This window comes from Streptomyces sp. NPDC047061, assembly GCF_040643955.1.
Lineage (GTDB): Bacteria > Actinomycetota > Actinomycetes > Streptomycetales > Streptomycetaceae > Streptomyces.
The window spans coordinates 532,527-555,460 of the sequence record NZ_JBEYVI010000001.1 but is presented as its reverse complement, the minus strand read 5'-3'; the positions used below and the strand labels follow the sequence as shown (position 1 = coordinate 555,460).

Sequence of the window (22,934 nt, the reverse complement as noted above, 5' to 3'; positions counted from 1 at the left end):
GCGGGGGACGGCATGGGAGGGACCGTTACGGCGACGGCCACGGGAGGAACGTGCTGTGCGCGTGGTCATGACCGTCAGGCTGTGATCGGAATGTGATCGGACCTGGCGCAAGTGATAACGAAGAGATAACGGACATGGTTCGGCAGGCTTATATGATCATCCCGTAACAAACGCACAGCTGTGCGGATGCGATGCGGATACTGAGCGCATGCCACGCGTTCTGCTGATCGAAGACGACCGTGCCGTGCGGGAGGGGGTGGCCCTCGCCCTGCGCCGCCAGGGCCACGAGCTCGCCGCCGTCGCGACCGGCGAGGACGGGCTGGAACGGGTGCGGTCCTTCCGGCCGGACGTCGTGGTGCTGGACCTCATGCTGCCCGGGATGCCCGGACTGGACGTGTGCCGCCGGATCCGCGCCCTCGACCAGACCCTGCCGATCGTCATGGCGACCGCGCGCGGCGACGACGAGGACATCGTGGTGGGCCTGGAGGCGGGCGCCGACGACTACGTGGTGAAACCCGTGCAGGCGCGGGTGCTGGAGGCCCGTCTGCGCGCGGTGCTGCGCCGGGCGGGCGGCCCGCCCGCCGAGGGCGGCATACCGAAGATCGACACCTACGGCGACCTGTCCGTCGACCGGGCCGGGCTCGCGGTCGCCCGCGACGGGGTGCCGATCCCGCTCGCCCCCTCCGAACTCCGGCTGCTGCTCACCCTGTCCGCGTCGCCCGGTCAGGTGTTCAGCCGGCAGCAACTGCTGGAGGCGGTCTGGGAGCACAGCTACCACGGGGACGCGCGGCTGGTGGACGCCTGTGTGCGGCGGCTGCGCGCCAAGATGGGCGAACCGCCGCGCGAACCGCGCCACATCCAGACCGTGCGCGGCTTCGGCTACCGGTTCGCGGCCCGGTGAGGCGCCCGCGCCTCCCGCAGCTGCGCGGTCTGCGGATCCGCCTGGTGCTCGCCTTCACCCTGGTCGCCGCCGTCACCGCGGCCACCACCGGCGCCCTGACCTTCCGTGAGGCCCGTACCGGCGTGCTCCAGCAGAGCCAGGACGCCGTGATCCAGCAGCTGCGCACGCAGGTCGGCCGCCTCGCCCCGGACCTCGTCTTCCCGCCGGACCGGGCCGCGCTGGCGCGGTTCGCGGCGGACGTGGCCCGCTCCGAGCCCTCCGGCACCTGGCGGGTGCTGGCCACCTACGGCAGCCTGAGCGCCACCTCCGCCGTCGGCGACCGCTTCGAGGAGCTGACCCCGGCCGTGCGCGAGGCCGTCGGCTCCAGCATGGCGACGGTCTTCCAGCGGGTGGCCGTCGGCGACCGCACCGCACTCGTCGTCGGCATGTCGGTCACCTTCGCCGAGGCGCCCGCGAAGGGCGTCTACACCTCCGGCATGCATGTCTTCCTGACGGTGCCGCAGACCACCGAACGCGCCTACGTCGACGCCCTGGTCACCGCCGCCGAACGCGCCGCGGTGCCCGCGCTGACGCTCGCCGTGCTGCTGGCGCTGCTCGCCGCCCGCGGGGTGCTGCGCCCGGTCCGGGCCCTGCGCCACGCCACCCGCAGCATCGCCGAGGGGCGCCTTGACACCCGGCTCGCCGTCGACGGGTCCGACGAACTCGCCGATCTCTCCCACACGTTCAACGAGACGGCCGCCGCGCTGGAGAAGTCGGTGGCCGAACTGCGCGGCATGGAGGCCCGGGCCCGCCGGTTCGCCGCGGACGTGTCGCACGAACTACGCACCCCGCTCGCCGCCATGGCCGCCGTCACCGACGTCCTCGACGAGGACGCCGCCCGCCTGGACCCGGACACCGCCACCGCCGTCCGTCTGATCAGCGAGGAGACCGTGAAGCTGGCCCGGCTGGTGGACGACCTGATGGAGATCTCCCGTTTCGACGCGGGCGCCGCGGTACTGCACCTGGACGAGATCGACCTCGCCGAGTCCCTGCGGCGCACCCTCGACGCCCGCGCCTGGACCGGCCTGGTGGACTGCGAGCTGCCGCCGCCCGGCACCCTGCGCGGCCGCGTCGACCCGCGCCGCCTCGACGTCGTCGTGGCCAACCTGGTCGGCAACGCGCTGCGGCACGGCGCCCGGCCCGTCGCCCTGCGCCTGTACGACGGCGGGGCGCCCGGCGCGGAGCGGCTCGCGGTGATCGAGGTGCTGGACAGCGGGCCCGGGATCCCGGACGACGTGCTGCCGCACGTCTTCGAGCGGTTCTACAAGTCGGACGCCGCCCGCACCCGCACCGAGGGCAGCGGCCTGGGCCTCGCGATCACCGCGGAGAACGTCCGGGTGCACGGGGGCACGGTCCACGCCGCGAACCGGCCCGGGGGCGGCGCCGTCTTCACCGTACGGCTCCCGCTCCCGGCCGGCGAACCGCCCCGGGAGGACCGGTGGTGACCTTCTGGCGCCGGGTCCGCCTCACGCTCCTCGCGCCTGCGGCGGTGTGCGTCCTGGCCTCTTGCGGCATACCCACCACCGGTGTGGTGCAGGCGGGCGGTCCCGCCAGCGGCGTCGTGCCGACGGCGGGGCTGTACTTCGTGCGGGACGGCGCCCTGTTCGCCGTCCGGCGCGAGACCGACGCGCCGGGCGACGTCGAGTCGACGCTGCGGCAACTGCTCCTGGGCCCCACCGACGCGGAGCGGAGCAAGGGGCTGACGACACGCCTGCCCCTGCCCACGGGGATGCCGTCGGCGGTCCCGACCGTCCCGGTGGCGGGCGGGGCCGCCATCGCCGTACCGGAGGCACCCGGCGGGGCGGGCTTGGTGCGGGTGACGTCTCACGAGGACCGGATCTCCGTCGAACTGTCCTCCACTGCAGGCGAGTTGAGCGATCCCGGCCTCGCGGCCGCACAGCTCGCCTGTACGGCGGACGCGGCGCAGCGCACAGCCGACCCCGATGCCGAACCCGCGCCGGTGACGGTCACGCTCCCGGGCGGCCGGCGCATCGAGGGAGCCGCCACCGGGTGCCCCGGCGTCTGACACCCGGCTCATCGCCCGGCCGGCGGCACGATCTCCCTCTTGAGGATCTTCCCGGTGGGTCCCTTCGGGAGGCTGTCCGAGATCCACACCTTCCGCGGGTACTTGTAGGCGGCGACCTGGCCCTTGACGTACGCACGCAGTTCCTCGGCCGTCGCCCGCGCCCCCGGCCGGAGCACGACCGCCGCACCGACCTCCTCGCCGAGGTCGGGGTCGGGAAGCCCGATGACCGCGGCGTCGGCGACGGCCGGGTGCTCGTAGAGCACGTCCTCGATCTCGCGGGGGTACACGTTGTACCCGCCCCGGATGATCACGTCCTTCTCCCGGCCCACGATCCACAGGTACCCGTCCTGGTCCAGCCGGCCGAGGTCACCGGTGTACAGCCAGCCGTCCCGGATCGTGGCGGCGGTCTCCTCGGGGCGCCGCCAGTACCCCTTCATCACGTTGTGCCCGCGCACCGCGATCTCGCCCGTCTCCCCCTGCGGCACCTCCCTGCCGTTGTCGACCACCCGCACCCGGACGCCCGGGATCGGGGTGCCGACGGAGCCGGGCCTGGGTCCGGCCCGCAGGGTGTTGACCGAGACGACGGGCGAGGTCTCCGACAGTCCGTAGCCTTCGAGCACGACGCAGTCGAACGCGGCCTGGAAGTCATGGAGCACCTGGACGGGCAGTTCGGCGCCGCCGGCGAGGCACACGCGCAGCCGGGAGACGTCGTGGCTCTCCCTGCCGGGCTGCCGTACGAGCCTGCTGTACACGGTGGGCACCCCGGCGAAGACGGTCACCCCGTGCGCCTCGAGGATGTCGAGGGTCCGTGCCGCGTCGAAGCGTGGCAGCAGGGTGAGACACGCGCCGAAGGCCACGGCGGCGTTGAGGGTGCAGGTCTGCCCGAAGGCGTGGAACAGGGGCAGTCCGCCGAAGATCACGTCGTCGGCGGTGAGCTGGAACAGTTCGCCGGACGCGATCTCGCAGTTGCGGTCGAGGTTGGCGTGGGTCAGTTCGGCGCCCTTCGGCCGGCCGGTGGTCCCCGAGGTGTAGAGGATGACCGCCGTGTCGTCGTCGTGACGGTCCGTCACATCGTCCAGGGGCGGGGCGGGTTCCAGCAGTTCGTCGAGGGCACCGGGACGGACGACGACCGCCTCCGCGTCCTCCTGCCGCGCACCGGCGTACGCCTCCTCGGCGAAGTCCTGCCAGGCGAACAGCAGCCGGGCCCCCGAGTCCCCGAGGTGGAAGGCGACTTCACGGGACTTGAGCAGGGGGTTCATCGGGACGACGATGCCGCCGGCCCGGAGCACGCCGTAGTGGACGACGGCGAACTCGGGCACGTTGGGCAGCATCAGCGCGACCCGGTCGCCGGGCTTCACGCCACGGTCGCGGAGCAGTCCGGCCATGCGGGCGGTGCTCCGGTCGAGCGCGCGGTAGGAGACCGCGGTGTCCCCGAGGCGGAGCGCGGGGCGGTCCGGGTACGTCCGGGCGCTGTCGGGCACATGGTGGGCGAGGTTCATGACGCGTCCTTCCCAAGCACTTCCCAAGGGCTCGAACGAGCAGAGGCTAGGCCCGGAACGCAGGGAAATCACTGGGCTCGCGGTACGACCCCGGGGACCGAATTGGTGCCGCTGGACCATTCTGCGGCTAGCTTTGAGGCATGGCTGCGGATCATCCAGAGGCCGTGAAACAACTGTCCGTTGTCGCGGAGAACGTAGGGTCACATCTTCCGGAGGTCGGCCGCGACATCGGGGACTACGTTCTTGCCGAGATACCGGAGCTCAGGGGCGACGCGACCATCGTGAAAATCCTCCGGGCGAGCATCTCGGAAAACGCCGGAACGCTGCTGCACGTCTTCGAGAACGACATTCCCCTGGAAAAGGTCGAGGGGCCCGCGGCCGCCCTCGAATACGCCCGGAGGCTGGCCCAGCGCGGAATTCCCCTGAGCGCGCTGATCAGGGCCTACCGGATCGGGCACTGGCGTTTTCTGCAGTGGTGTCTGGACGAGCTCAACCGGCAGGACGCGTCCGAGGACCTGGCCGTCGCCACCAGCCGGCGCATGCTGCACACGAGCTTCGGCTACATCGACCGGGTCACCGAACGCGTCATCGCGGAGTACCAGCACGAACGCGACAACTGGCTGCTCAGCCAGACCGCGGCGCGCGCCGCCCGGGTGCGCGACGTCCTCGCGGCGGGCGACGTCGACCTCGACCGGATCGAACCGGCCCTCGGTTACCGGCTGCGGCAGCATCACCTCGGGCTGGTGGCATGGCTGCCCACACCGAAGGACGGGGGCGAGGGACTCTCCCGGCTGCACCGGATCACCGACGAGATCGCCCGGCGGCTCGGCTGCCCCGCGCGGCCGCTGTTCGTCCCCCGGGACGCGATCGTGTCCTGGGCCTGGCTGCCGCTGGGCCCGGACAGCGACGTCCCCTGGTCCGAGGTGTCGAACGTGCTGGAGCACAGCGATCCCTCCGTCCACATGTGCGCCGGGGGCGTCGGATACGACGTCGAGGGTTTCCGCGCCACCCACCGGCAGGCACTGCGCGTCCAGGAACTCGCGGCCGTGGCCGATCCGGTCCCCCGGTTCACGCAGTTCTCCACCGTGGCTCCCATCGCCCTGATGGCGACGAACGTCGAGGACATCCGCGCCTGGGTGTGGGACGTCCTCGGCCCGCTGGCCCTCGACGACGAGAACAGCGCACGCCTTCGGGAGACCGCGCAGATGTTCCTGGACAACGGCTGCAGCTACACGGCCACCGCGAGCGCCCAGATCCTGCACAAGAACACCGTGCAGTACCGCATCCGCAAGGCGGAGGAGATCATGGGGCACCCGGTCCAGAAGGAGCACACCGATCTGGAGATCGCGCTGCGCGCCGTCCAGTACCTCGGCTCCACGCTGCTGCGCACGGACGCCGAATGAGTCACGGGGGACGCGAGACGTCTCGGCGCTCGTGCCGGCGTCCGGGGTCAGCGGCCTTCCCAGTGCGGCTGCCGGTGTTCCGCGAAGGCGTGGGCGCCCTCCTGGGCGTCCTGGGAGGCCAGGACCGGGTCGGCGATGAGGTCCTGGTCGGCGAAGGCGTCCTCGTCGCTGAAGGACCGCCGCTCGGTGACGACCCGTTTCACGGCCTCCACGGCCAGGGGTGCGTTGAGCGCGATGCTGCTCGCCAGCTCCAGCGCCCGCTGCAGCGCCTGGCCCGGTTCCGTGAGCTCGTTGACCAGGCCGAAGCGCTCGGCGCGCTCGGCCGGCAGGGTCCCGCCGGTGAGGAGCAGTTCGAGCGCGATGTTGTGAGGGATGCGCTCGGGCAGGCGCACCATGCCGCCCTCGGGCGGCACGATGCCGTAGCGGACCTCGGTCTGGCCGAAGGTGGCGTTCCGCGCGGCCACGATCATGTCGCAGGCGAGCGCCATCTCGGTGCCGCCACCCAGCGCATAGCCCTCGACGGCGGCGATCAGCGGGGTCCTGATCCGGGCGCGGGTGATCCCCGCGAAGCCCCGTCCGTCGACGATGGGCTTGTCGCCGGCCGCGAAGGCCTTGAGGTCCATGCCCGCGCTGAAGACGCCGCCGGCCCCGGTGAGGATCCCGACCCTGAGGTCGTCACGGGACTCCAGCTGGTCGAGGGCGGCGGCGAGGGCCCGTGCGGTGGCCCCGTCGATGGCGTTGCGGGCCCGGGGCCGGTCGATGGTGATCACGAAGATGCCGTCGATCTCCTCGGTGCGTACGGTCGGTGCGTTGGTGGCCGTGGTCATGACGTGTTTCCCTTCTCTTCTCTCCCTGGCGGCGGTCCCCCGCGCTCTTGCCTCGTGCCTTCGCCCGATGCCCTCAGGCGACGGCCTCGGCCTTGTGCAGTTGCTCGATCCCGGTGGCGTCGAAGCCGATGTCCCGGAGCACGGAGTCGGTGTGTTCGCCCAGGTCGGGGGCCGGACGCGGCCGGACCTTGGGCTCCTGCTCCAGCCGTACGGGGCTGTCGACGGTCAGATACCGGTCGCTGCCGCCGTCCTCGATCGGGACGAGGATCCCGTTGGCCACGAGCTGCGGGTCGTGCGCGAACTCCTCGATCGTCTGCGCGACTCCGTAGGTGAGGCCCGCGGCGTCGAGCACCTGCCGCCACTCGGCCAGCGGACGGGCCGCGAACGTCTTGTCCAGCAGGCCGGCGATCTCACCGGCGTGCGCACGCCGGCTCTGCGAGTCGGCGTAGCGCGGGTTCTCGCCGGCCTCGGGGTGACCGATCGCCTGGAGGAAGAGGGGGACCTGCTTGTCCTCGTTGGCGAAGGCCAGCAGCAGCCAGCGGTCGTCCGCGGTGCGGTACGCGTTGGCGAGGGCGTTCGGCGGGTCGGTCCTGTCGACCGGACGGGGGGCCTTCCCGCCGACCAGGACGGCCTGCAGCCACATGCCGGCCGCCCAGGCACCCTCGGCGATCAGCGAGGCGGTGACGCGGGCGCCCTCGCCGGTCCTCTCCCGCCGGTAGAGCGCGGTCATGATCCCGGCGAACAGGGTGATCGCCGTCGGGTGGTCGCCCGACCCGAACGCGTTCATGGCCGGCGGTGTGTCGTGCTGGCGGGTGACGTCCATCAGGCCGCTGCGGGCCCAGAACGCGGTCACGTCGAACCCGGGCAGGTGCGCGTCCGGCCCCTCCTCGCCGAAGCCGGTGACGTCGGCGTAGATCAGCCGGGGGTTCAGCGGGGTCAGGTCGTCGTAGTCCAGGCCCAGCTTGGCGCGGGTGTGCGGCGGGAAGTTGGTCACCAGCACGTCCGCCCAGGTGACCAGCCGTTCGACCACGGCCCGGGCGCCGGGTGCCTTCAGGTTGAGCGCGATGCTGCGCTTGTTGCGGTTGTCCAGCTGCCAGGGGTAGTTGACCCCCTCGACGCGGGGGTTCGGCGGCATACGGCTGAGCGAACGGTAGGCGTCGCCCACACCCGGGGGTTCCACCTTGACGACGTCGGCGCCGAAGTCGCCGAGGATGGTGGCCGCGGCGGGCCCGGCGATGAAACTCGCGAGATCGACTACGTGCAGTCCCTCGAGGAGGGGCGTGCTGCTCATGACGACTCCTTGTCCTCGATGTGTCCTCGACGGGGCGCCGGGTCAGTGGTGGCTCGGCACCGCGGGCACGAAGGCGCTGTAGCCGGTGATGTCACGGCCGACGATCAGCGCCTGCACGGTGTCGGTGCCCTCGTAGGTGTCGATCGCCTCGATGTCGCACAGATGCCGGGCCACGTGGTAGTCGAGCAGGATCCCGTTGCCGCCGAGCATGTCGCGGGCGTCGGCGAGGATGGCCCGGGCCCGTTCGGTGTAGTGCATCTTGGCCAGCGCGACCCGGGGCATCGAGTACTCGCCCTCGTCGAGCAGCTGGCTCAGCCGGTACTGCATGCACAGCATGTCGGTGATGTCGGCGAGCATCCGGGAGAGCCGGTACTGGATGAGCTGGAAGGCGGCCAGCGGCATCCCGAACTGCCTGCGCTGCTTGGCATAGGCCAGAGCGGTCTCGTAGCCGGCGATCGCGGCGCCGATCGACTCCCAGGCGACGCAGAACCGCGAGGCCAGCAGGACCTTCTCGGTGTCGCGGAAGGTGTGGACGTTCGCCAGCCGGTTCTCGGCCGGCACCCGGACGTCGGTGAGGGAGATCTGCGCGTTCTGCACACAGCGCAGCGCCGTCTTGCCCTTGATGACCTCGGAGACGAATCCGGGTGTCCCCTTCTCGACGACATAGCCGCCCACGTGCCCGTCGTCGCCGCGGGCCCAGATGATCGAGTAGTCGGCGAAGGAGGCGTTGCCGATCCACCTCTTGTGACCGTTGAGGACATAGGAGTCGCCGTCCCGGTGCGCGGTCGTCTCCAGTTTGACCACGTCCGAGCCGTGCGTGGGCTCGGTCAGGCCGAAGGCGCCGAGCTTCTCCAGCCGCGCCATCGGCGGCAGGAAGCGCTGCTTCTGCTCCTCGGAGCCGAGCAGCGCGATCGATGTCATGGCGAGGGCGGAGTGGACCCCGGTGAACGTCGAGACGCTCAGGTCGCCCCGGGCCAGTTCGAGGATCACCAGTCCGGCCGTCACGTTGCTCATCCCCGGGCAGCCGTACCCGGAGATCTGGAAGCCCGCGATGTTCAGCCGCGCCAGCTTGGGCACCAGCTCGAAGGGGAACTCGGCCCGCTCCCAGTACGGGTTGATGACCGGGATGACCTCCTGGTCCATGAACTCGCGGACCTTCCTCTTGAGGGCCCGCTGCTCGTCGGTGAGCAGGTTGTCCAGAAGGAAGTAGTCGGAGAACTCCGGTCCGCCCAGTACGGGCGGCTCCACGCCGGACGAGTTCCCGTTGGGGCTCGCGAGGGCGTGTCCCTGATCGGCTGCCGCGCCGTGTGTCGCCTTCATCTGCCGTTCCTTCCGATCGGGAATCCGATGAGGAATCCGCTGGGAAATCTGGTGGGAAATCGGGTGGGGAATCCGGTGGGGTCAGTACGAACGACGCTAGGAGGCGGCGGAGCCACAGCCACTGGGCGCGGAACACCACGTTGCCGTCCGGTTTGGTGCTCCTGCACCAAACCGGGTGAGCCCACGGCACGGCGGATCCGGCGCCGGCACGTGCTGCCGGCCCTCAAGTACCGGAAGCGGCGCAGGCGTTGACGGTCCGGGAGTCCCGGGCACCGCGGCGGACCGCGGGGCGCCGGGCGGCCCTGTACCGCGGTACCAAGAACCCGCCCGGTTCCTGGGCGCGCAGCCCGATGCGCCGGTGCTCCCCCGGGCCGAGGGTTGTCCCGTGGCCGCAGCACGGCGCCTCCACGCACCCTCCGCGCCCACGATCAGGAGCAGTGATCAGCCATGACATCGCACAGGCCCGTCCACCGCGTGGCGATCGTCGGGACCGGCACCATCGGTGCCAGCTGGGCGACGCACTACCTCGTCCGTGGCTTCGACGTCACGGCGACCGACCCCGCGCCCACCGCGGAGACGGCCCTCAGGTCGTACGTGGCAGGCGCCTGGGACGCGGCCGCCGCGATCGGGCTCGCGCCCGGCGCCTCGCCCGACCGCCTCGGTTTCACCCCCGACATGCGGGCGGCCGTCGCGGACGCCGACTTCGTCCAGGAGAACGCGCCCGAACGCCCGGAGCTCAAGGTCAGACTGTTCGCCGACCTCGACGACGCCACACCACCGGACGCGATCATCGCGTCGAGTTCGTCGGGCATCACGATGACCGCCATCCAGGCCGACTGCCGGCACCCGGAGCGGACCGTCATCGGCCACCCCTTCAACCCGCCGCACGTCGTCCCCCTGGTGGAGGTCGTCGGCGGCACGAGGACCGCGCCGGAGACGGTCCGGGACGCCATGGCGTTCTACGCGGCGATCGGCAAGAGACCGATCCACCTGAAGAAGGAGCTCCCCGGGCACGTCGCCAACCGCATCCAGGTCGCGCTGTACCGCGAGGTCGTGTACCTGATCCAGGAGGGCGTGCTCGACGTGGCCGACGCCGACGACGCGGTGTCCTGGGGGCCGGGGCTGCGCTGGGGCGTCATGGGGCCGTCCCTGCTGTGGCACCTCGGCGGCGGCGAGGGCGGCATCCAGCACTTCATGGACACCCTCATGCCGCGCATGGCGGAGTCCTGGGGGCAGCTGGGCACCCCCGATTTCACGCCCGGACTCAGGGACACGATCGTGAGCGGTGTCCTCAAGGAGGCGGACGGCCACTCGATCGAGGAGTTGTCGGCCCGCCGTGACGCCATGCTCGCGGCATTGCTGGCCGTGCGCGCGCAGAACGACCTGTCCGGACCGGCGGCCGGGACCCGGCCCGGGTCCGGCGCGAAGGAGGGAACGTGATGGGCGACCGGGACACGCTGTTCGTGCTGGAGGCGAGCGGCGGCGGCCGCCTGTTCTCCGTGCTCCCCGACGGCTCCGGCAAGACGGTCCTCGTCAATGGGTGCCGGATCCCCGACGGTGTCGCCGTCGACGCCGGCGCCGGGTACGTCTACTGGACGAACATGGGCGTCCCGGCGGAGAACGACGGCTCCGTCGAGCGCGTGGACCTGGACGGCGGCAACCGGACGACGATCGTCCCCGACGGCGCCACCCACACCCCGAAGCAGCTCCACCTCGAAGCGGCCGACCGGAAGCTGTACTGGAGCGACCGCGAGGGCATGCGCGTGATGCGCTGCGACCTGGACGGCTCGAACGTCGAGACCCTCGTCCGGACCGGCGAGGGCGAGGACGACCGCCGGGACGAGACCAAGTGGTGCGTGGGTGTGGCCGTCGATCCGGTGGGCGGGCATCTCTACTGGTCCCAGAAGGGTCCGAGCGACGCGGGACTCGGCAGGATCCTGCGCGCCGGCATCGCCCTGCCCGCCGGGCAGGCGCCGGACCGGCGCGACGACGTGGAGGTGCTGTTCGAGGGCCTGCCGGAACCGATCGACCTCGAACTCGACCTCAGGGCACGCGCGTTGTACTGGACGGACCGCGGGGACCCGCCGAGGGGCAACACCGTCAACCGGGCCTCGCTGGACCCGCCGGACGGCCGCTGGACGTCCGAGATCCTCGTGACCCACCTCATGGAGGGCATCGGCATCGCCCTCGACCCGGACCGTGACCGCATGTACGTGACCGACCTGGCCGGGACCGTCTACGCGGCCGGACTCGACGGATCGGACCGGCGCGAGATCCTCGTCGCACAGGGCAACCTCACGGGCATCGCCCACGCCGTCCTGCACGAGGGCTGAGAACCCGGCCCGGAAACCTCGACGCGGCGTCCGTCGAGCACTCTGCCGGGCGATCCGTTCCGGACAAGGCGTGGTGCTAGGGCCTGTCTGGCAATGCCCAGGGTCGTATCGGCGGCGTCTATGAGGGCAGTGTGGGACGCGGTCTAGGACGCGCCGTCGCCGGCAGCCTTGCTGCGGTGAGACTCGAGGCGATCGGCTGCTTGCTCGCTCCATGCCCGGATGACTGATGCCTGCTGGGGGGTCAGTGAGTCGAGGAAGTGGCGGCGGATGTTGCCGCCGTGCACGAGGATGGCGCTCTGGGCGGCGCGGCGGCCCTCGGCGGTCAGCCCGACCCCCGCGCGGCGACCATCGGCCCCGTACTGGGTGCGCTTGACGAAGCCGCGTTTTTCCATGCGCGTCAGCTGATGTGAGACGCGGCTCTTGTCCCAGTCGAGCGACTCGGAGAGCTCGCCGACACGCATCTCGCGGCCGGCGGCCTGCCACAGCGTGACCAGCACGCTGAACTCGGCCTTCGAGATATCGCAGTCACGCTGCAGACCACGCTCCAGTTCCCTGGTGAGCAGGCGCTGCGCGCGCATCCAGGTGTCCCAGAACTGCCACTCCTCGGGTTCCAGCGATCGGGTCTCCGCCATATCGCCGAGAATACCGCGACCAGCGGAGTTGTCACTTCAACTCCCTCAGATCTAGAGTTGACGCGACAACTCTCCAGGAAGGAAGACCATGGCACTTCGCATCGCACTCATCCTCGGAAGCACCCGCCCCGGACGCCGCGGCGACCAGATCGCCGCCTGGGCGCTGGAGGCCGCCCGTGTCCATGGCGGCGCCGACTACGAACTCATCGACCTCGCCGACCACAACCTCGGCAACCTCGACGAGCCCGGCAACCCGAACCTCCAGCAGTACCAGCACGACCACACCCGCGCCTGGGGCGCACTCATCGACAGCTTCGATGGCTACGTATTCCTCGTCCCCGAGTACAACCGCTCCTACCCCGGAGCCCTGAAGAACGCCCTGGACTACGTCTACCGGGAGTGGAACGACAAGGCTGCCGGGATCATCAGCTACGGCGGCTGGGTCGCCGGGGCCCGGGCCGCCGAGGCGTTGCGGCTCGTCCTTGCCGAACTCCAGGTGGCCACGGTCCGGGCCCAGCCCACCATCTCGACGCATCCCTCGTTCCACACCGGCGCCTTCGTCCCCCAGGACGGCCTCGACACCGCCGTGGGCGGCATGCTCGACCAGGTGATCGCCTGGTCCGGCGCCCTGCGCGGGGTGCGCCAGGCCAAGACGCAGACGCCCACGGCTGCATGAGGCCCAGTTCGTGACCGATCACGTGACAGGACGCGGTGAGCTGACGGACGCAGCATGGGAGGCGCTGAAGCCCCTGCTGCCTGCTACCGATGGACCAGGCCGTCCGTGGCGCGACCGCCAGCAGGTAATCAACGGCGTGTTATGGCGGTTGCGAACAGGTGCTCCCTGGCGTGACCTTCCGGAACGCTACGGGCCGTGGCAGACGGTTTATGAGCGGTTCGCCCGTTGGGAGCGGGACGGGACCTGGGCCCGCCTCCTGGAGCACATTCAGGCTCGGGACGACTCCGTCGGAGCGGTGGAATGGACGGTGTCGGTGGACTCCACCATCAACCGCTCCCACCAGCACGCCGCCGGCATCCGGGCCAGCGAGCTCGCCCGCGCCTCCGGCCAGCACAAGCAGGTCATCGGCTCCCTCGTCGACGACCTGGAACACCTGGGCTACGTCGAACGCAGGCCCGACCCCGCGGACCGCCGCGCCAAACTGGTCGTCCCCACCGAACGCGGCCTGCTGCAGATGGCGGCGGCCGCCGCCATCATGCGCTCGATCGAGGAACGCCATGCGCGGGCACTCGGCGAGGCGCAGTACGCCACCTTCAAGGCGGCCCTGCACAGCGTGGCCGAACTCCCGCCCGAGTCCCCGCACGACACACCCGGCGACACCGCCTGACGCCGCGCAGGCCCGGCGTCAGGCGCGGTGCGGACCACGTGCCGTCGTCCGCAGCCGCGGGCCCTTGATGGACAGTCGGCCACCGAACTGGGTGAGCTGGGAGGCGGTCGCCCCGGCGAGGGTGATGGTGCGGGTGCGGGCCGCCGGGTGCGCGAGCCAGCGGGGTACGGCGTCGGGGGTGACGGAGACGGTGCGGTCCGCCGGGAGCGGGCTGCCGCCGAGGCCCGTGACCCTGCCGGTCAGCTTGCGGACGTACAGGGTCGCCACCCCGCCGGCCCCCTGCCCCTTGAGCGTGGAGGTGGTCGCCGGCCTGGCCCGCAGGCGCATCGCCGCGCGGCCCCGGCCCGCGGTGAGATCGAGGTTGACGGCGTCCAGCGACCGTACGGTGAACTTCAGGGCCCGGACGGTCCCGGCCCCGGTGCGCACCGAGACCACCCCCCGGAATCTCGCGCCGCGGAGCACGAGCCGGTCGGCACGGAGCACACAGGGGCCCTTCGCGGGGCGCACCGGGGGCGACGAGCCGAGCCGCGGGCCGGCCGGGCCGGCGGTCACCCGCGGTACGTCGAGGTGGAGGAGCACGGCCACGCCGACCACGGCCAGCGCGCCCGCCAGCGGCCGGGTCACACGGTCAGGAGCCACTTCGCCCCTCTCCCGCCGAGGCCGCAGCAGCCGCCGCGGCAGCCGTGGGCGCCGCGGCCGTCTGGTCGTCGGCCGGGGGCGGCAGCCAGGCACAGGCCAGGGAGCCGCCGACCAGGCCGCAGGCCACGCCGAGGAACAGGCCGCCGAAGTTCGCGACGGGGAGCGAGACGACGGCGAGCAGGAGGGTGGCGATCCCGGCGAACACACGGAGATGGGGGCGACAGCAGAGCGTGAGGCCCAGCACCAGGAGCAGGGTTCCGATCACCAGCGACCCGGCACCGGACGTGGTCGACAGGGCGAGCGGAATCCCGCCCAGGTTCAGGTTCGCGTAGGGCCAGTAGAGGATGGGCAGACCGGCGGCGAAGGTGAACAGCCCGGCCCAGAAGGGGCGTTCGCCACGCCACGTGCGGAACCCGCGCCGGAACTCCGGTGCCCTGGCGAGCAGTTCATGTCCTCGGCCGAAGGGGTTGGTGATCACGCGTCCTGTCCTGATGAGTGGGGTCGTGGTCCCGCGAGGAGGCGGTGCGCCCGGGCGTGCGGCCCCCGTGCACCGTGGCCGTCCGGGTCAGAAGCATGCGTGGTTGCCGTGTTCGACCCGCAGTCGCAGGCCGGGGATGTTGAAGGTGCCGGCCGACACCGCGACCGCGGTCACCCGCACGTCGTCCAGGGTGGTCGTCACCGACTGCTGGGCGACGCCGTCGGGGTCGAAGAAGCGCGAGTTCCGGTCCCCGGACCTGATCGGGCCCTTGGTGACGGCCCCCTGGGCGACGCCGATGTCGAGGCCGCCGAAGTTCGCCTCACCGACCGACTCGCTCGTCGCGTCGATGAACAGGTTCGAGGCCTCGGCCGGCCGGTCGTCACCGCCGGTGAGCCGCAGCGTCTGGGTACCGAGGACCGGGACGTCGACGACGACGGACTGGCACAGCCCGTCGACCGAGGCGTGCCGGAAACCGGAGACCACGACGGGCACGAGCTGGTGTTGCCTCGTCACGTCGACCATGCCGTAGAGGCTGAACCCGCGGGCGGTCAGTTTGTCGGCGGCGACCTGGAACTTCTGCCCGGAGATGAAGAAGGAGGCGGCGAGCACGCCCTGCGCCATGGCGATGCCCACGGTCGCGCAGGCCGCGACACCCGGCACCAGAACGACCGCGAAGCGTCTCCAACGGGTTCTTCCGGCGCGGTGCGACATCCCGTCTCCTTCGGTCGTGAGGTGGACCCGACCATGCCGACAAGGCAGCGGATGCCCCGTTTGCCCGGTGATGGATCCTAGGCTCCCGGCTGCGTGAACCGACCGCACGCCAGGCCCGCCGGACGAGTGACGCAACTTCTGCTGCTCTCTTCGGGCGACGAGGCCCGCGCCACGGCCGTCGCATCCGGCCTGGCGGCACCCTGACGGGTGGCTGCCGCCGGGCCGCCCTCCTCAGGACGCGAACGGCACCTGCGCCGACGGTGCCGCGTCCTTCCCGGCGGGGTGGCGCCACACGCCCTCCGCGGCCAGCCGGGGCAGCACCCCTTCCCCGAACCAGTACGCCTCCTCCAGATGCGGGTACCCGGACAACACGAACTCCTCGATGCCCAGCGCCGCGTACTCCCTGATCCGCTCGGCGACCTCGGCGTGCGAGCCGACCAGGGCGGTCCCGGCGCCGCCGCGTACCAGCCCGATACCCGCCCACAGGTTGGGGTGGATCTCCAGCGCGTCCCGCCGGCCGCCGTGCAGGGCCAGCATCCGCTGCTGCCCCTCGGACTCGCTGCGGGCGAGCCCCGACTGCACCGACCGCACGGTCTCCGGGGCGAACCCGTCCAGCAGCCGGCCGGCCTCGGCCCACGCCTGCTCGGACGTGTCCCGGGTGATGACGTGCAACCGGATCCCGAACCGCAGGGTGCGCCCCTGCTCCGCCGCGAGCCCCCGGAGCCGGGCGATCTTCTCGGCCACCTGGGCCGGCGGCTCGCCCCAGGTCAGGTAGACGTCCACGTACCGGGCCGCGACCTCGCCCGCGACCGGCGAGGACCCGCCGAAGTACACCTCGGGCACCGGCTCCGGCACCCGGGCCAGCCTGGCGTCCTCGACCCGGAGGTGCTCTCCGTCCAGATCGACCGTCCGGCCCTCCCACAGCCCCCGTACGACCTCCAGGAACTCACCGGTACGGCGGTACCGCGCGTCCTTGTCGAGGAAGTCCCCGTAGGCCCGCTGTTCGTGGCTCTCGCCGCCGGTCACCACGTTGAGCAGCAGCCGTCCGCCGGTCTGCCGCTGGAAGGTGGAGGCCATCTGCGCGGCGAGCGTCGGCGAGACGAACCCCGGCCGGAAGGCGACCAGGAACTTCAGCCGCTCGGTGTGCTGGCTGACCATGGCCGTGGTCAGCCACGCGTCCTCGCACCAGGCGCCGGTCGGGGTGAGCGCCCCCACGAAGCCGAGGTCCTCGGCGGCCCTGGCGATCTGGCTCAGATAGGCGACCGTCGGCGGCCGGTCCCGTCCGGAGGCCGTCGCCGGGGTGCCGTGGCCGCCGCCGACGACATGCCGGCTGTCCCCGTTGGTGGGCAGGAACCAGTGGAAGGTGAGGGACACGAGGCGTTCTCCGATCACGAGTGTCCGTGTGCGTGGGGCGCGAGGCGCGGGGCGGGGTGGCTAGAGCAGGCCGTGGCGGGGCGGCAGGGTGCCGTTGAGGACGTACCGGCCGATGTGCTGGATCTTCCAGCGGGTCGGATCGTGCAGGGTGTGGGTCCGGGCGTCCCGCCAGTGCCGGTGCAGGTTCAGCGAGTTGAGTGCCGAGCGGGTTCCGGACAGCTCGAAGAGCGCCCCGGCGACGGTCACGGCCGTCTCGGCCGCCTGCACCTTGGCGGCGGCCACGGCGACGGACGCCTCGGCGGCCGACGCGTCGGTGAGGTCGGCGCCGGCCGTGTCGACCGCGCGGCCGGCCTCCCGTAGCAGGGCCTCGGACGCCCTTACCTGGACGGCGAGTTCACCGAACCGCTGGATCGGCAACGGGTCCTCGGCGGCGGACTCCACCCCGCTCTCGAACCACGGCCGGCTCCTGGTCCGCACGAACTCCGCGGCCTCGGCCAGCGCGCCGCCGGCGATCCCCACGTCGATGGCGGCATGCAGCAACTGGGCCACGGCGCCGTGGAGTTGGGGTCCCTGAAAGGTCAGGTGGTGCGGCAGTACGCGGTCGGCGGGCACGCGGACACCGTCCAGCCGGACGGTCCCGCTGGCGGTCGTACGCTGCCCCATGCCGTCCCAGTCGTCGACGACGGTGAGGCCGGGCGCGTCCCGGGGGACGTACGCCACGTGCAGGTTGCCGTCCTCGGCGCGGGCCAGGACGGGGATCCAGTCGGCGAAGAGGGCGCCGGTGGAGTAGTGCTTGACCCCCGTCAGCAGCTGACTGCCGTCGTCCTGGCGTGCCAGGCGGGTGCGGATGTCCTGGACGTGTCTCGTCCCCGCCTCGGACTGGGCGTTGCCGAAGCGGCTGCCGGCGAGCAGTTCGGCGAAGAAGAACTTCCGCTGTTCCTCGGTTCCCTGACGGCGGATCACGTTGACGTACACGAAGTGGCTCTGCGGGATCTGGGCGAGGCTGCCGTCGGCCGAGCCGAGGAGCCGGAAGATCTCCGCGAGGGTCAGGGCGCCGACGCCCGCGCCGCCGTGCTCGGCGGGCACGGTGACACCCAGCAGACCCGAGGCCGACAGCTGGTCCAGCTCGGCGCGGGGCAGCCTGCGTTCGGCGTCCCGTTCGGCGGCCCCGGCCCGGAACGCGTCGGCCAGGTCCCGCGCCACGGCGAGGGCCTCGGTGTCGTCGGCGATGACGTGGGCGGTCATCGGCTCAGCTCGCCGCGGCGAGGACGGGCGTGCGGCCGAGGAGCGCGGCCGAGAACTGGTCGACGACCGGGACGAGGGCCTCGGCGGCGGCCGGCGCCAGGACCAGGGTGCCGTCCTCCCCCACGGTGATGTCCTTGTCGAGGGTGAACCAGCCCTGGACGATGTGGGCGGCGCCCATGGAGGTGAGGACCGGGCGCAGCGCGTAGTCGATGGCGAGGCGTGGGCGACGGAGCCGCCGGTGGCCAGCGGCAGCACGGTCTTGCCGGTGAGCGCGTACTGCGGGAGCAGGTCGAGGAGGGCCTTGAGGACGCCGGAGTACGACGCCTTGTAGACCGGGGTGCCGACCACGACCCCGTCGGCGCGGGCGAACAGCTCGGTCGCCTCGACGATCGCCGGGTGCCGGAAGTCCGCGCCGAGCAGGGCCCCGGCCGGGATGGTGCGGACGTCGAGCGGAATCACCTCGTGGCCCTGGGCGGTCAGCCGCTGGTCCAGGTGGCGCAGCAGGCGGCCGGTGCGGGAGGAGGCGGAGGGACTGCCGGAGACGGAGAGGACGGTGGCCATGGAACTGCCTCTTCGCTCGGGGGTGTTGAGCGGCTTGGGCTTGAGGGAGAAGTCCCGCAACCGGTAGAAGTCACCGGCGAGTTCGGTGTGGTCCTCGGTCCAGATCTGGCGCAGTGCCCGGATGAACTCCTCGGCGCGGCGGTACCGCTCGTCGTGCTCCAGCCAGGGCTCGCCGAGCGCGGTGAACTCCCCCTTGAACCAGCCGGAGACGACGTTCACGGCGAACCGGCCGTTCGAGAGGTGGTCGGCGGTGGCGCCGAGTTTGGCGAGGACACCGGGGTGCCAGAGGCCGGGGTGGACGGCGGCGATGACCTTCAGGCGCTCGGTGGCGAGCAGCAGGGCGAGGCTGAAGCTGGTCGACTCGTGCTGGTACTCGGCGCCGTAACTGGCCATGTAGCGGACCTGGCTGAGCGCGTACTCGAAGCCGTTGTTCTCGGCGAGGACGGCGAGTTCGCGGTTGTAGTCGTATCCCCAGTCGGTGCGTTGCTCGATCCTGCTGGTGACGAGTCCTCCGCTGACGTTGGGGACCCAGTAGGCGAATTTCACGGGCGCGGCGGGCATGCGGAACTCCTGTTGCGAGTTTTCGGGCACGCCGGAATTCAGGGTGCCCGGTGCGGTGCACGCGCGGGCAGGGTGAATTCGGGCGGGAAAAGGAAGAAAGAGAAGGAGGAGAGGAAAGGAGAGCGCGGCGGATCTTGGCGGGTGATGCGGGGTGATCAGGCCGCGGCGCAACAGGAGGCGCTGGAGACGCGCGCGAGGTCGACGTGGCGTCGCCGCGTGAGGTCCAGTCGCATCTTCATGCCGTCGATGGTCGCAGTCGGCGCCGACGGGCGTCAAGGAAAACCCGACCGTTCTCGTATCGCGGACCATTGAATTTCACGAACGTGTGACAGGGAAACCCTTGAACGCGCCCCGAATGGCGGCGCATTCTGCCGGGGTGCGGACCGAACAGCCGGAATACATAGCGGCCGTGACCCGGCTCGGCTCGCTGCGTCGGGCGGCCGACGAACTGCGCCTGTCGCAGCCCGCGTTGAGCGAGACCGTGCGGAACCTGGAGCGGGAGCTGGGCGTCGACCTGCTGGAACGCAAGCGCACCGGCGCGACGATGAGCGCGGCGGGGCAGGAGCTGCTGCCGCACATCGTCCAGGTACTGGAGGCGGTGGACCGGCTGCGGGTCGCGGCGGGCGAGCAGCACCGGATCAGCCGCATGGTGCGCGTCGGCACGGTCAACGCGGCGACCGTGCCGCTGCTCATCCCGGTGCTGCGGGAGTTCCGGGCCACGCATCCGGTCACCCAGGTCGAGGTGGTGGGCGCGCAGCAGACGGAGATCCACCGGGGGCTCGCCGAGGGCGGTTTCGACCTGGGGCTGGTGAACCATCTGGACGGCGACGACGTGCCCGCCGGTTTCGAGGCCACCGAACTGCTGCGCGGGCGGCCGGTGGTGTGCGTACGGCCGGACAGTCCGCTCGCCGGGCGGGCCGAGGTGTCGGCCGACGATCTGCTCACGGTGCCGTTGATCGCCATGCGCACCGGCTATGTGATGCACCGCTATGTGCACCGGCTGCTGGCGGACCGCACCCCCGTCTTCCCGTACTCGACGGACGGTGCCGAGATGGGCAAGCTGATGGTCGCGGAGGGACTGGGCGCGACGGTGCTGCCGGACTTCAGCGTGGTCGGGGACCCGCTGGAGCGCGCCGGGACGATCGTGTGCCGGCCGCTGGCCGGGGACGCCACCGAGGTGGTGCCGATGCTCCAGCGCCGGCGGGCCGATTCGGTGCCGCGGGCCGCGCAGGACCTGTACGAGGCGTTCGTGCGGCGGGCGGCGGCAGCGCCCCGAAGCGGCGCGGGGCTGTATTGACATGCGGCTCCGCCGCGTGGGCGCGACCAGCCACGACGGCGCCCCGGACGAACGACGCCGCATTGCGGCAATTCCAGCGGATCCCTTGGCGGGCCTCAGCTGTCGAGCGCGGTCAGATGGTTCCGCAACGCCGTGGTGATCTGCTCGGCCGCGGCGAGCTGGTCCGGGGTGAGGGCTGCCACGAACAGCTCCCGTACGGCGCGCAGATGGGGCAGGGACGCGTTCCGGAACGCCTCCGCGCCTCCCGCGGTGAGCACCACCTCGGCACCCCGGCTGTCGGTGACGCACTCCTCGCGCCGGAGCAGCCCGCGCCGTTCCATCCGGCCGATCTGGTGCGAGAGCCTGCTGCGCTCCCAGCCGACGCGGGCCGCCAGTTCGGAGGAGCGCAGCCGCCGTCCGTCCGCCTCGCGCAGGGCGAGGAGCACGGCGTAGTCGCCCGGCGACAGGGAGCTCTCGTGCTGCAGTCGTGACGCGAGCTCGGCGCGGAGCGCCTCCGTCGTCTCGATGAAGTCCCGCCAGATCCGCAGTTCCTCAGCGGTGGGGAATTCCTTCCGTCGCGCCGTCATCGTGGAGCCACTCCCTCTTGTTGACACGTCAATCATATGCGAGCAATGATTGACACGTCAACTACTCGAAGGAGTCCCGTCATGTCCGCCCCCGCGTCCGATTCCGCACCCGACCCCGTACCCGACCTCGTCTTCGGCCTCGACACCTTCGGCGATGTGCCGCAGGACGATTCGGGAGCCCTGGTGTCCGACGCGCGGGCCATCCGGCAGGTCCTCGACGAGGCCGTGCTCGCGGAGGAGACCGGCGTCGACGTGATCGCCCTCGGTGAGCACCACCGCCCGGAGTTCGCGATCTCGACCCCGGAGACCGTCCTCGCCGGTATCGCCACGCGCACCCGGCGGATCCGGCTGGCCTCCGGCGTGACCGTCCTGAGCTCCGACGACCCGGTCCGCGTCTTCCAGCGCTTCGCCACCGTGGACGCGCTCTCGAACGGCCGCGCCGAGGTCATCCTCGGGCGCGGCTCCTTCACCGAGTCGTTCCCGCTCTTCGGGTACGACCTGAGCGACTACGACGTGCTGTTCGAAGAGAAGATCGAGCTGTTCGCCAAGCTGCTGGAGGAGAAGCCCGTCACCTGGAGCGGCACCAAGCGGGCACCTCTCGAAGCCGCCGACGTCTTCCCGAAGACCGAGTCGGGACACCTGACCACCTGGGTCGGCGTCGGCGGCACACCCCAGTCGGTCATCCGCACCGCCCGCTACGGCTTCCCGCTCATGATCGCCATCATCGGCGGCAACCCGGAGCGCTTCGCGCCGTACATCGACCTCTACCGGCGCGCCGCCGACCAGTTCGGCACCACCGCGCACCCGGTCGGCATGCACTCGCCGGGCTTCATCGCCGACACCGACGAGGAGGCCCGCGAACTGCACTGGCCGCACTACCGGGTCATCCGTGACCGCATCGGCGCGCTGCGGGGCTGGCCGCCGGTCCGCAAGGAGGAGTACCGGGCCGAGATCGAGCACGGCTCCCTCTACATCGGCTCTCCCGAGACGGTGGCCCGCAAGATGGCCCGCGCCATCGAGGCGCTCGGCGTCGGCCGGTTCGACCTCATCTACACCAGTGGGGCCCAGCCGGTCAGCGCCCGCCTGCGCGCCGTGGAGCTCTACGGCAGCAAGGTGGTCCCGATGGTCCGCGACCTCCTCGCGGGCTGACGCCGTGAACGGAGAAGGCATGGAGACCACCGGCGTACGCACCGTCGGCATCCTGGGGGCGGGGAAGGTGGGCACCGTGCTGGCACGGCTCGCGGTGGCCGCCGGCTACCGCGTGCTCATCGCCGGATCCGGCGACCCCGCCGGGATCGCCCTCACCGTCGAGGTGCTCACCCCCGGCGCCGTCCCGGTCGCCGCCGCGCAGGCCGCGGCGGAGGCGGACGTGGTCGTCCTGGCGCTGCCGCTCGGCAAGTACCGGGGCATTCCCGCCGAAGCGCTGCGGGGCAGGCTCGTCGTCGACGCGATGAACTACTGGTGGGAGGTGGACGGCGACCGCGAGGACCTCACCGACCCGCTGACCTCCTCCAGCCAGACCGTGCAGGCGTACCTGCCCGGAGCGCGGGTGATCAAGGCGTTCAACCACATGGGCTACCACGACCTGGAGGACGGGGCGCGGCCCGCGGGGACGCCGGGACGCAGGGCGATCGCGATCGCCGGCGACGATCCGGACGGCCTCGCGGCGGTCGCACACCTCGTCGACACGCTCGGCTTCGACCCCGTCGTGGCCGGCCCGCTCGCCGAAGGGGTCCGGCTGGAACCGGGCACCGAGCCGTTCGGCGCGAACGTCGACGCCGGGGAACTGCGGGCCATGCTGGACCGTTTCCCGGACTCCGACCGCGGACGCGCCGTCGTCGCCGCCCGGGCGGCCGCCACGGCACCGGCCGAACCCGCCGTCTGAACA

23 protein-coding genes and 2 pseudogenes are annotated in these 22,934 nt (G+C 71.7%); 11 read left to right on the top strand and 14 right to left on the bottom strand.

The genetic code is table 11. The features are described 5' to 3' along the window. Positions 1-208 precede the first annotated feature (208 nt). The 3 genes from ABZ887_RS02625 to ABZ887_RS02615 are packed head-to-tail and all read left to right on the top strand — an operon-like array spanning position 209 to position 2,966. A complete protein-coding gene (locus tag ABZ887_RS02625) occupies positions 209-901 on the top strand; it encodes a response regulator transcription factor (RefSeq protein WP_361282090.1) in 693 nt (230 codons plus the stop codon). Beyond that, the gene (locus ABZ887_RS02620) at positions 898-2,385 is read left to right on the top strand and encodes a HAMP domain-containing sensor histidine kinase (RefSeq protein WP_361282088.1); all 1,488 of its coding nucleotides are present in this window, start codon (positions 898-900) and stop codon (positions 2,383-2,385) included. Before ABZ887_RS02625 ends, ABZ887_RS02620 begins: the two co-directional genes overlap by 4 nt. Next, on the top strand, positions 2,382-2,966 hold the full coding sequence (locus ABZ887_RS02615; protein WP_361282086.1) for a hypothetical protein: 585 nt from the start codon (positions 2,382-2,384) through the stop codon (positions 2,964-2,966). The genes ABZ887_RS02620 and ABZ887_RS02615 overlap by 4 nt, the downstream gene beginning before the upstream one ends. A gap of 8 nt (positions 2,967-2,974) precedes the next feature. Here ABZ887_RS02615 and ABZ887_RS02610 read toward each other — a convergent pair whose 3' ends face one another. Then, positions 2,975-4,465, bottom strand: coding sequence for a long-chain fatty acid--CoA ligase (locus ABZ887_RS02610; RefSeq protein ID WP_361282084.1), 1,491 nt, complete (start codon positions 4,463-4,465; stop codon positions 2,975-2,977). A 140-nt stretch (positions 4,466-4,605) separates the two neighbouring features. Between ABZ887_RS02610 and ABZ887_RS02605 the strand changes: the two genes are divergently transcribed. Further along, positions 4,606-5,868 carry a helix-turn-helix domain-containing protein gene (locus ABZ887_RS02605; protein ID WP_361282082.1) on the top strand — a complete coding sequence of 421 codons (1,263 nt, stop codon included), beginning with the start codon at positions 4,606-4,608 and terminating at the stop codon, positions 5,866-5,868. A 47-nt stretch (positions 5,869-5,915) separates the two neighbouring features. Here ABZ887_RS02605 and ABZ887_RS02600 read toward each other — a convergent pair whose 3' ends face one another. The 3 genes from ABZ887_RS02600 to ABZ887_RS02590 form a co-directional block, all read right to left on the bottom strand. Then, a complete protein-coding gene (locus tag ABZ887_RS02600) occupies positions 5,916-6,695 on the bottom strand; it encodes a crotonase/enoyl-CoA hydratase family protein (RefSeq protein ID WP_361282080.1) in 780 nt (259 codons plus the stop codon). A gap of 73 nt (positions 6,696-6,768) precedes the next feature. Further along, positions 6,769-7,986: a CoA transferase gene (locus ABZ887_RS02595; RefSeq protein WP_361282078.1), complete on the bottom strand. Its 1,218-nt coding sequence runs from the start codon at positions 7,984-7,986 to the stop codon at positions 6,769-6,771. Positions 7,987-8,028: 42 nt separating this feature from the next. Beyond that, complete coding sequence (locus ABZ887_RS02590) at positions 8,029-9,306, bottom strand: acyl-CoA dehydrogenase family protein (protein WP_361282076.1); 1,278 nt, start codon at positions 9,304-9,306, stop codon at positions 8,029-8,031. Positions 9,307-9,753: 447 nt separating this feature from the next. Here ABZ887_RS02590 and ABZ887_RS02585 point away from each other — a divergent pair, with 447 nt between their 5' ends. Both ABZ887_RS02585 and ABZ887_RS02580 read left to right on the top strand, forming a co-directional pair. After that, positions 9,754-10,746 carry a 3-hydroxyacyl-CoA dehydrogenase NAD-binding domain-containing protein gene (locus ABZ887_RS02585; protein ID WP_361282074.1) on the top strand — a complete coding sequence of 331 codons (993 nt, stop codon included), beginning with the start codon at positions 9,754-9,756 and terminating at the stop codon, positions 10,744-10,746. Next, positions 10,746-11,639 carry a 3-hydroxyacyl-CoA dehydrogenase gene (locus tag ABZ887_RS02580; RefSeq protein ID WP_361282072.1) on the top strand — a complete coding sequence of 298 codons (894 nt, stop codon included), beginning with the start codon at positions 10,746-10,748 and terminating at the stop codon, positions 11,637-11,639. The genes ABZ887_RS02585 and ABZ887_RS02580 overlap by 1 nt, the downstream gene beginning before the upstream one ends. Positions 11,640-11,782: 143 nt before the next feature. On the opposite strand, the gene ABZ887_RS02575 is transcribed toward ABZ887_RS02580, so the two are convergent. Next, complete coding sequence (locus ABZ887_RS02575) at positions 11,783-12,271, bottom strand: MarR family transcriptional regulator (protein ID WP_361282070.1); 489 nt, start codon at positions 12,269-12,271, stop codon at positions 11,783-11,785. Between the two features lie 88 nt (positions 12,272-12,359). Here ABZ887_RS02575 and ABZ887_RS02570 point away from each other — a divergent pair, with 88 nt between their 5' ends. Continuing rightward, the gene (locus tag ABZ887_RS02570; RefSeq protein WP_361282068.1) at positions 12,360-12,947 is read left to right on the top strand and encodes an NAD(P)H-dependent oxidoreductase; all 588 of its coding nucleotides are present in this window, start codon (positions 12,360-12,362) and stop codon (positions 12,945-12,947) included. Between the two features lie 22 nt (positions 12,948-12,969). Next, positions 12,970-13,614 carry an IS5 family transposase gene (locus ABZ887_RS02565; RefSeq protein ID WP_361282440.1) on the top strand — a complete coding sequence of 215 codons (645 nt, stop codon included), beginning with the start codon at positions 12,970-12,972 and terminating at the stop codon, positions 13,612-13,614. 18 nt (positions 13,615-13,632) lie between these two features. Here the strand turns inward: ABZ887_RS02565 and ABZ887_RS02560 are convergent, their stop codons facing one another. From ABZ887_RS02560 to ABZ887_RS02525, 8 genes and pseudogenes are all read right to left on the bottom strand, one after another. Further along, positions 13,633-14,253 carry a hypothetical protein gene (locus tag ABZ887_RS02560; RefSeq protein WP_361282066.1) on the bottom strand — a complete coding sequence of 207 codons (621 nt, stop codon included), beginning with the start codon at positions 14,251-14,253 and terminating at the stop codon, positions 13,633-13,635. After that, positions 14,243-14,731 carry a DUF6114 domain-containing protein gene (locus ABZ887_RS02555; RefSeq protein ID WP_361282064.1) on the bottom strand — a complete coding sequence of 163 codons (489 nt, stop codon included), beginning with the start codon at positions 14,729-14,731 and terminating at the stop codon, positions 14,243-14,245. The genes ABZ887_RS02560 and ABZ887_RS02555 overlap by 11 nt, the downstream gene beginning before the upstream one ends. Positions 14,732-14,818: 87 nt before the next feature. Further along, on the bottom strand, positions 14,819-15,442 hold the full coding sequence (locus ABZ887_RS02550) for a DUF6230 family protein (RefSeq protein WP_361282062.1): 624 nt from the start codon (positions 15,440-15,442) through the stop codon (positions 14,819-14,821). A 231-nt stretch (positions 15,443-15,673) separates the two neighbouring features. Beyond that, on the bottom strand, positions 15,674-16,816 hold the full coding sequence (locus ABZ887_RS02545) for an LLM class flavin-dependent oxidoreductase (RefSeq protein WP_361282438.1): 1,143 nt from the start codon (positions 16,814-16,816) through the stop codon (positions 15,674-15,676). A gap of 60 nt (positions 16,817-16,876) precedes the next feature. Then, entirely contained in the window at positions 16,877-18,061 is a 1,185-nt protein-coding gene (locus ABZ887_RS02540; RefSeq protein WP_361282060.1) for an SfnB family sulfur acquisition oxidoreductase, read from the bottom strand. A gap of 4 nt (positions 18,062-18,065) precedes the next feature. Further along, positions 18,066-18,622 (bottom strand): annotated as a pseudogene (gene ssuE / locus ABZ887_RS02535) (NADPH-dependent FMN reductase). A 12-nt stretch (positions 18,623-18,634) separates the two neighbouring features. Beyond that, positions 18,635-19,183, bottom strand: a pseudogene (locus ABZ887_RS02530) (LLM class flavin-dependent oxidoreductase); the annotation flags it as partial. A gap of 155 nt (positions 19,184-19,338) precedes the next feature. Further along, positions 19,339-19,416: a putative leader peptide gene (locus ABZ887_RS02525; RefSeq protein WP_350786652.1), complete on the bottom strand. Its 78-nt coding sequence runs from the start codon at positions 19,414-19,416 to the stop codon at positions 19,339-19,341. 143 nt (positions 19,417-19,559) lie between these two features. Here ABZ887_RS02525 and ABZ887_RS02520 point away from each other — a divergent pair, with 143 nt between their 5' ends. Further along, complete coding sequence (locus ABZ887_RS02520; RefSeq protein ID WP_361282058.1) at positions 19,560-20,480, top strand: LysR family transcriptional regulator; 921 nt, start codon at positions 19,560-19,562, stop codon at positions 20,478-20,480. A gap of 95 nt (positions 20,481-20,575) precedes the next feature. On the opposite strand, the gene ABZ887_RS02515 is transcribed toward ABZ887_RS02520, so the two are convergent. Next, positions 20,576-21,046 (bottom strand): MarR family transcriptional regulator, encoded by a 471-nt coding sequence (locus ABZ887_RS02515; RefSeq protein WP_361282056.1) that lies wholly within the window; start codon positions 21,044-21,046, stop codon positions 20,576-20,578. A gap of 81 nt (positions 21,047-21,127) precedes the next feature. Here ABZ887_RS02515 and ABZ887_RS02510 point away from each other — a divergent pair, with 81 nt between their 5' ends. Then, positions 21,128-22,195: an LLM class flavin-dependent oxidoreductase gene (locus ABZ887_RS02510; protein WP_361282054.1), complete on the top strand. Its 1,068-nt coding sequence runs from the start codon at positions 21,128-21,130 to the stop codon at positions 22,193-22,195. Positions 22,196-22,214: 19 nt separating this feature from the next. Continuing rightward, positions 22,215-22,931, top strand: a complete 717-nt coding sequence (locus ABZ887_RS02505) for an NAD(P)-binding domain-containing protein (protein WP_361282052.1) — start codon at positions 22,215-22,217, stop codon at positions 22,929-22,931. Positions 22,932-22,934: the final 3 nt, after the last annotated feature.

Coding starts and splice junctions, on each gene's coding strand:
- ABZ887_RS02510 (WP_361282054.1), top strand. CDS start 21,128: ATGTCCGCCCCCGCGTCCGATTCCGCACCCGACCCCGTACCCGACCTC.
- ABZ887_RS02610 (WP_361282084.1), bottom strand. CDS start 4,465: ATGAACCTCGCCCACCATGTGCCCGACAGCGCCCGGACGTACCCGGAC.
- ABZ887_RS02585 (WP_361282074.1), top strand. CDS start 9,754: ATGACATCGCACAGGCCCGTCCACCGCGTGGCGATCGTCGGGACCGGC.
- ABZ887_RS02550 (WP_361282062.1), bottom strand. CDS start 15,442: ATGTCGCACCGCGCCGGAAGAACCCGTTGGAGACGCTTCGCGGTCGTT.
- ABZ887_RS02590 (WP_361282076.1), bottom strand. CDS start 9,306: ATGAAGGCGACACACGGCGCGGCAGCCGATCAGGGACACGCCCTCGCG.
- ABZ887_RS02505 (WP_361282052.1), top strand. CDS start 22,215: ATGGAGACCACCGGCGTACGCACCGTCGGCATCCTGGGGGCGGGGAAG.
- ABZ887_RS02540 (WP_361282060.1), bottom strand. CDS start 18,061: ATGACCGCCCACGTCATCGCCGACGACACCGAGGCCCTCGCCGTGGCG.
- ABZ887_RS02515 (WP_361282056.1), bottom strand. CDS start 21,046: ATGACGGCGCGACGGAAGGAATTCCCCACCGCTGAGGAACTGCGGATC.
- ABZ887_RS02605 (WP_361282082.1), top strand. CDS start 4,606: ATGGCTGCGGATCATCCAGAGGCCGTGAAACAACTGTCCGTTGTCGCG.
- ABZ887_RS02595 (WP_361282078.1), bottom strand. CDS start 7,986: ATGAGCAGCACGCCCCTCCTCGAGGGACTGCACGTAGTCGATCTCGCG.
- ABZ887_RS02625 (WP_361282090.1), top strand. CDS start 209: ATGCCACGCGTTCTGCTGATCGAAGACGACCGTGCCGTGCGGGAGGGG.
- ABZ887_RS02580 (WP_361282072.1), top strand. CDS start 10,746: ATGGGCGACCGGGACACGCTGTTCGTGCTGGAGGCGAGCGGCGGCGGC.
- ABZ887_RS02575 (WP_361282070.1), bottom strand. CDS start 12,271: ATGGCGGAGACCCGATCGCTGGAACCCGAGGAGTGGCAGTTCTGGGAC.
- ABZ887_RS02600 (WP_361282080.1), bottom strand. CDS start 6,695: ATGACCACGGCCACCAACGCACCGACCGTACGCACCGAGGAGATCGAC.
- ABZ887_RS02525 (WP_350786652.1), bottom strand. CDS start 19,416: ATGCGACTGGACCTCACGCGGCGACGCCACGTCGACCTCGCGCGCGTC.
- ABZ887_RS02570 (WP_361282068.1), top strand. CDS start 12,360: ATGGCACTTCGCATCGCACTCATCCTCGGAAGCACCCGCCCCGGACGC.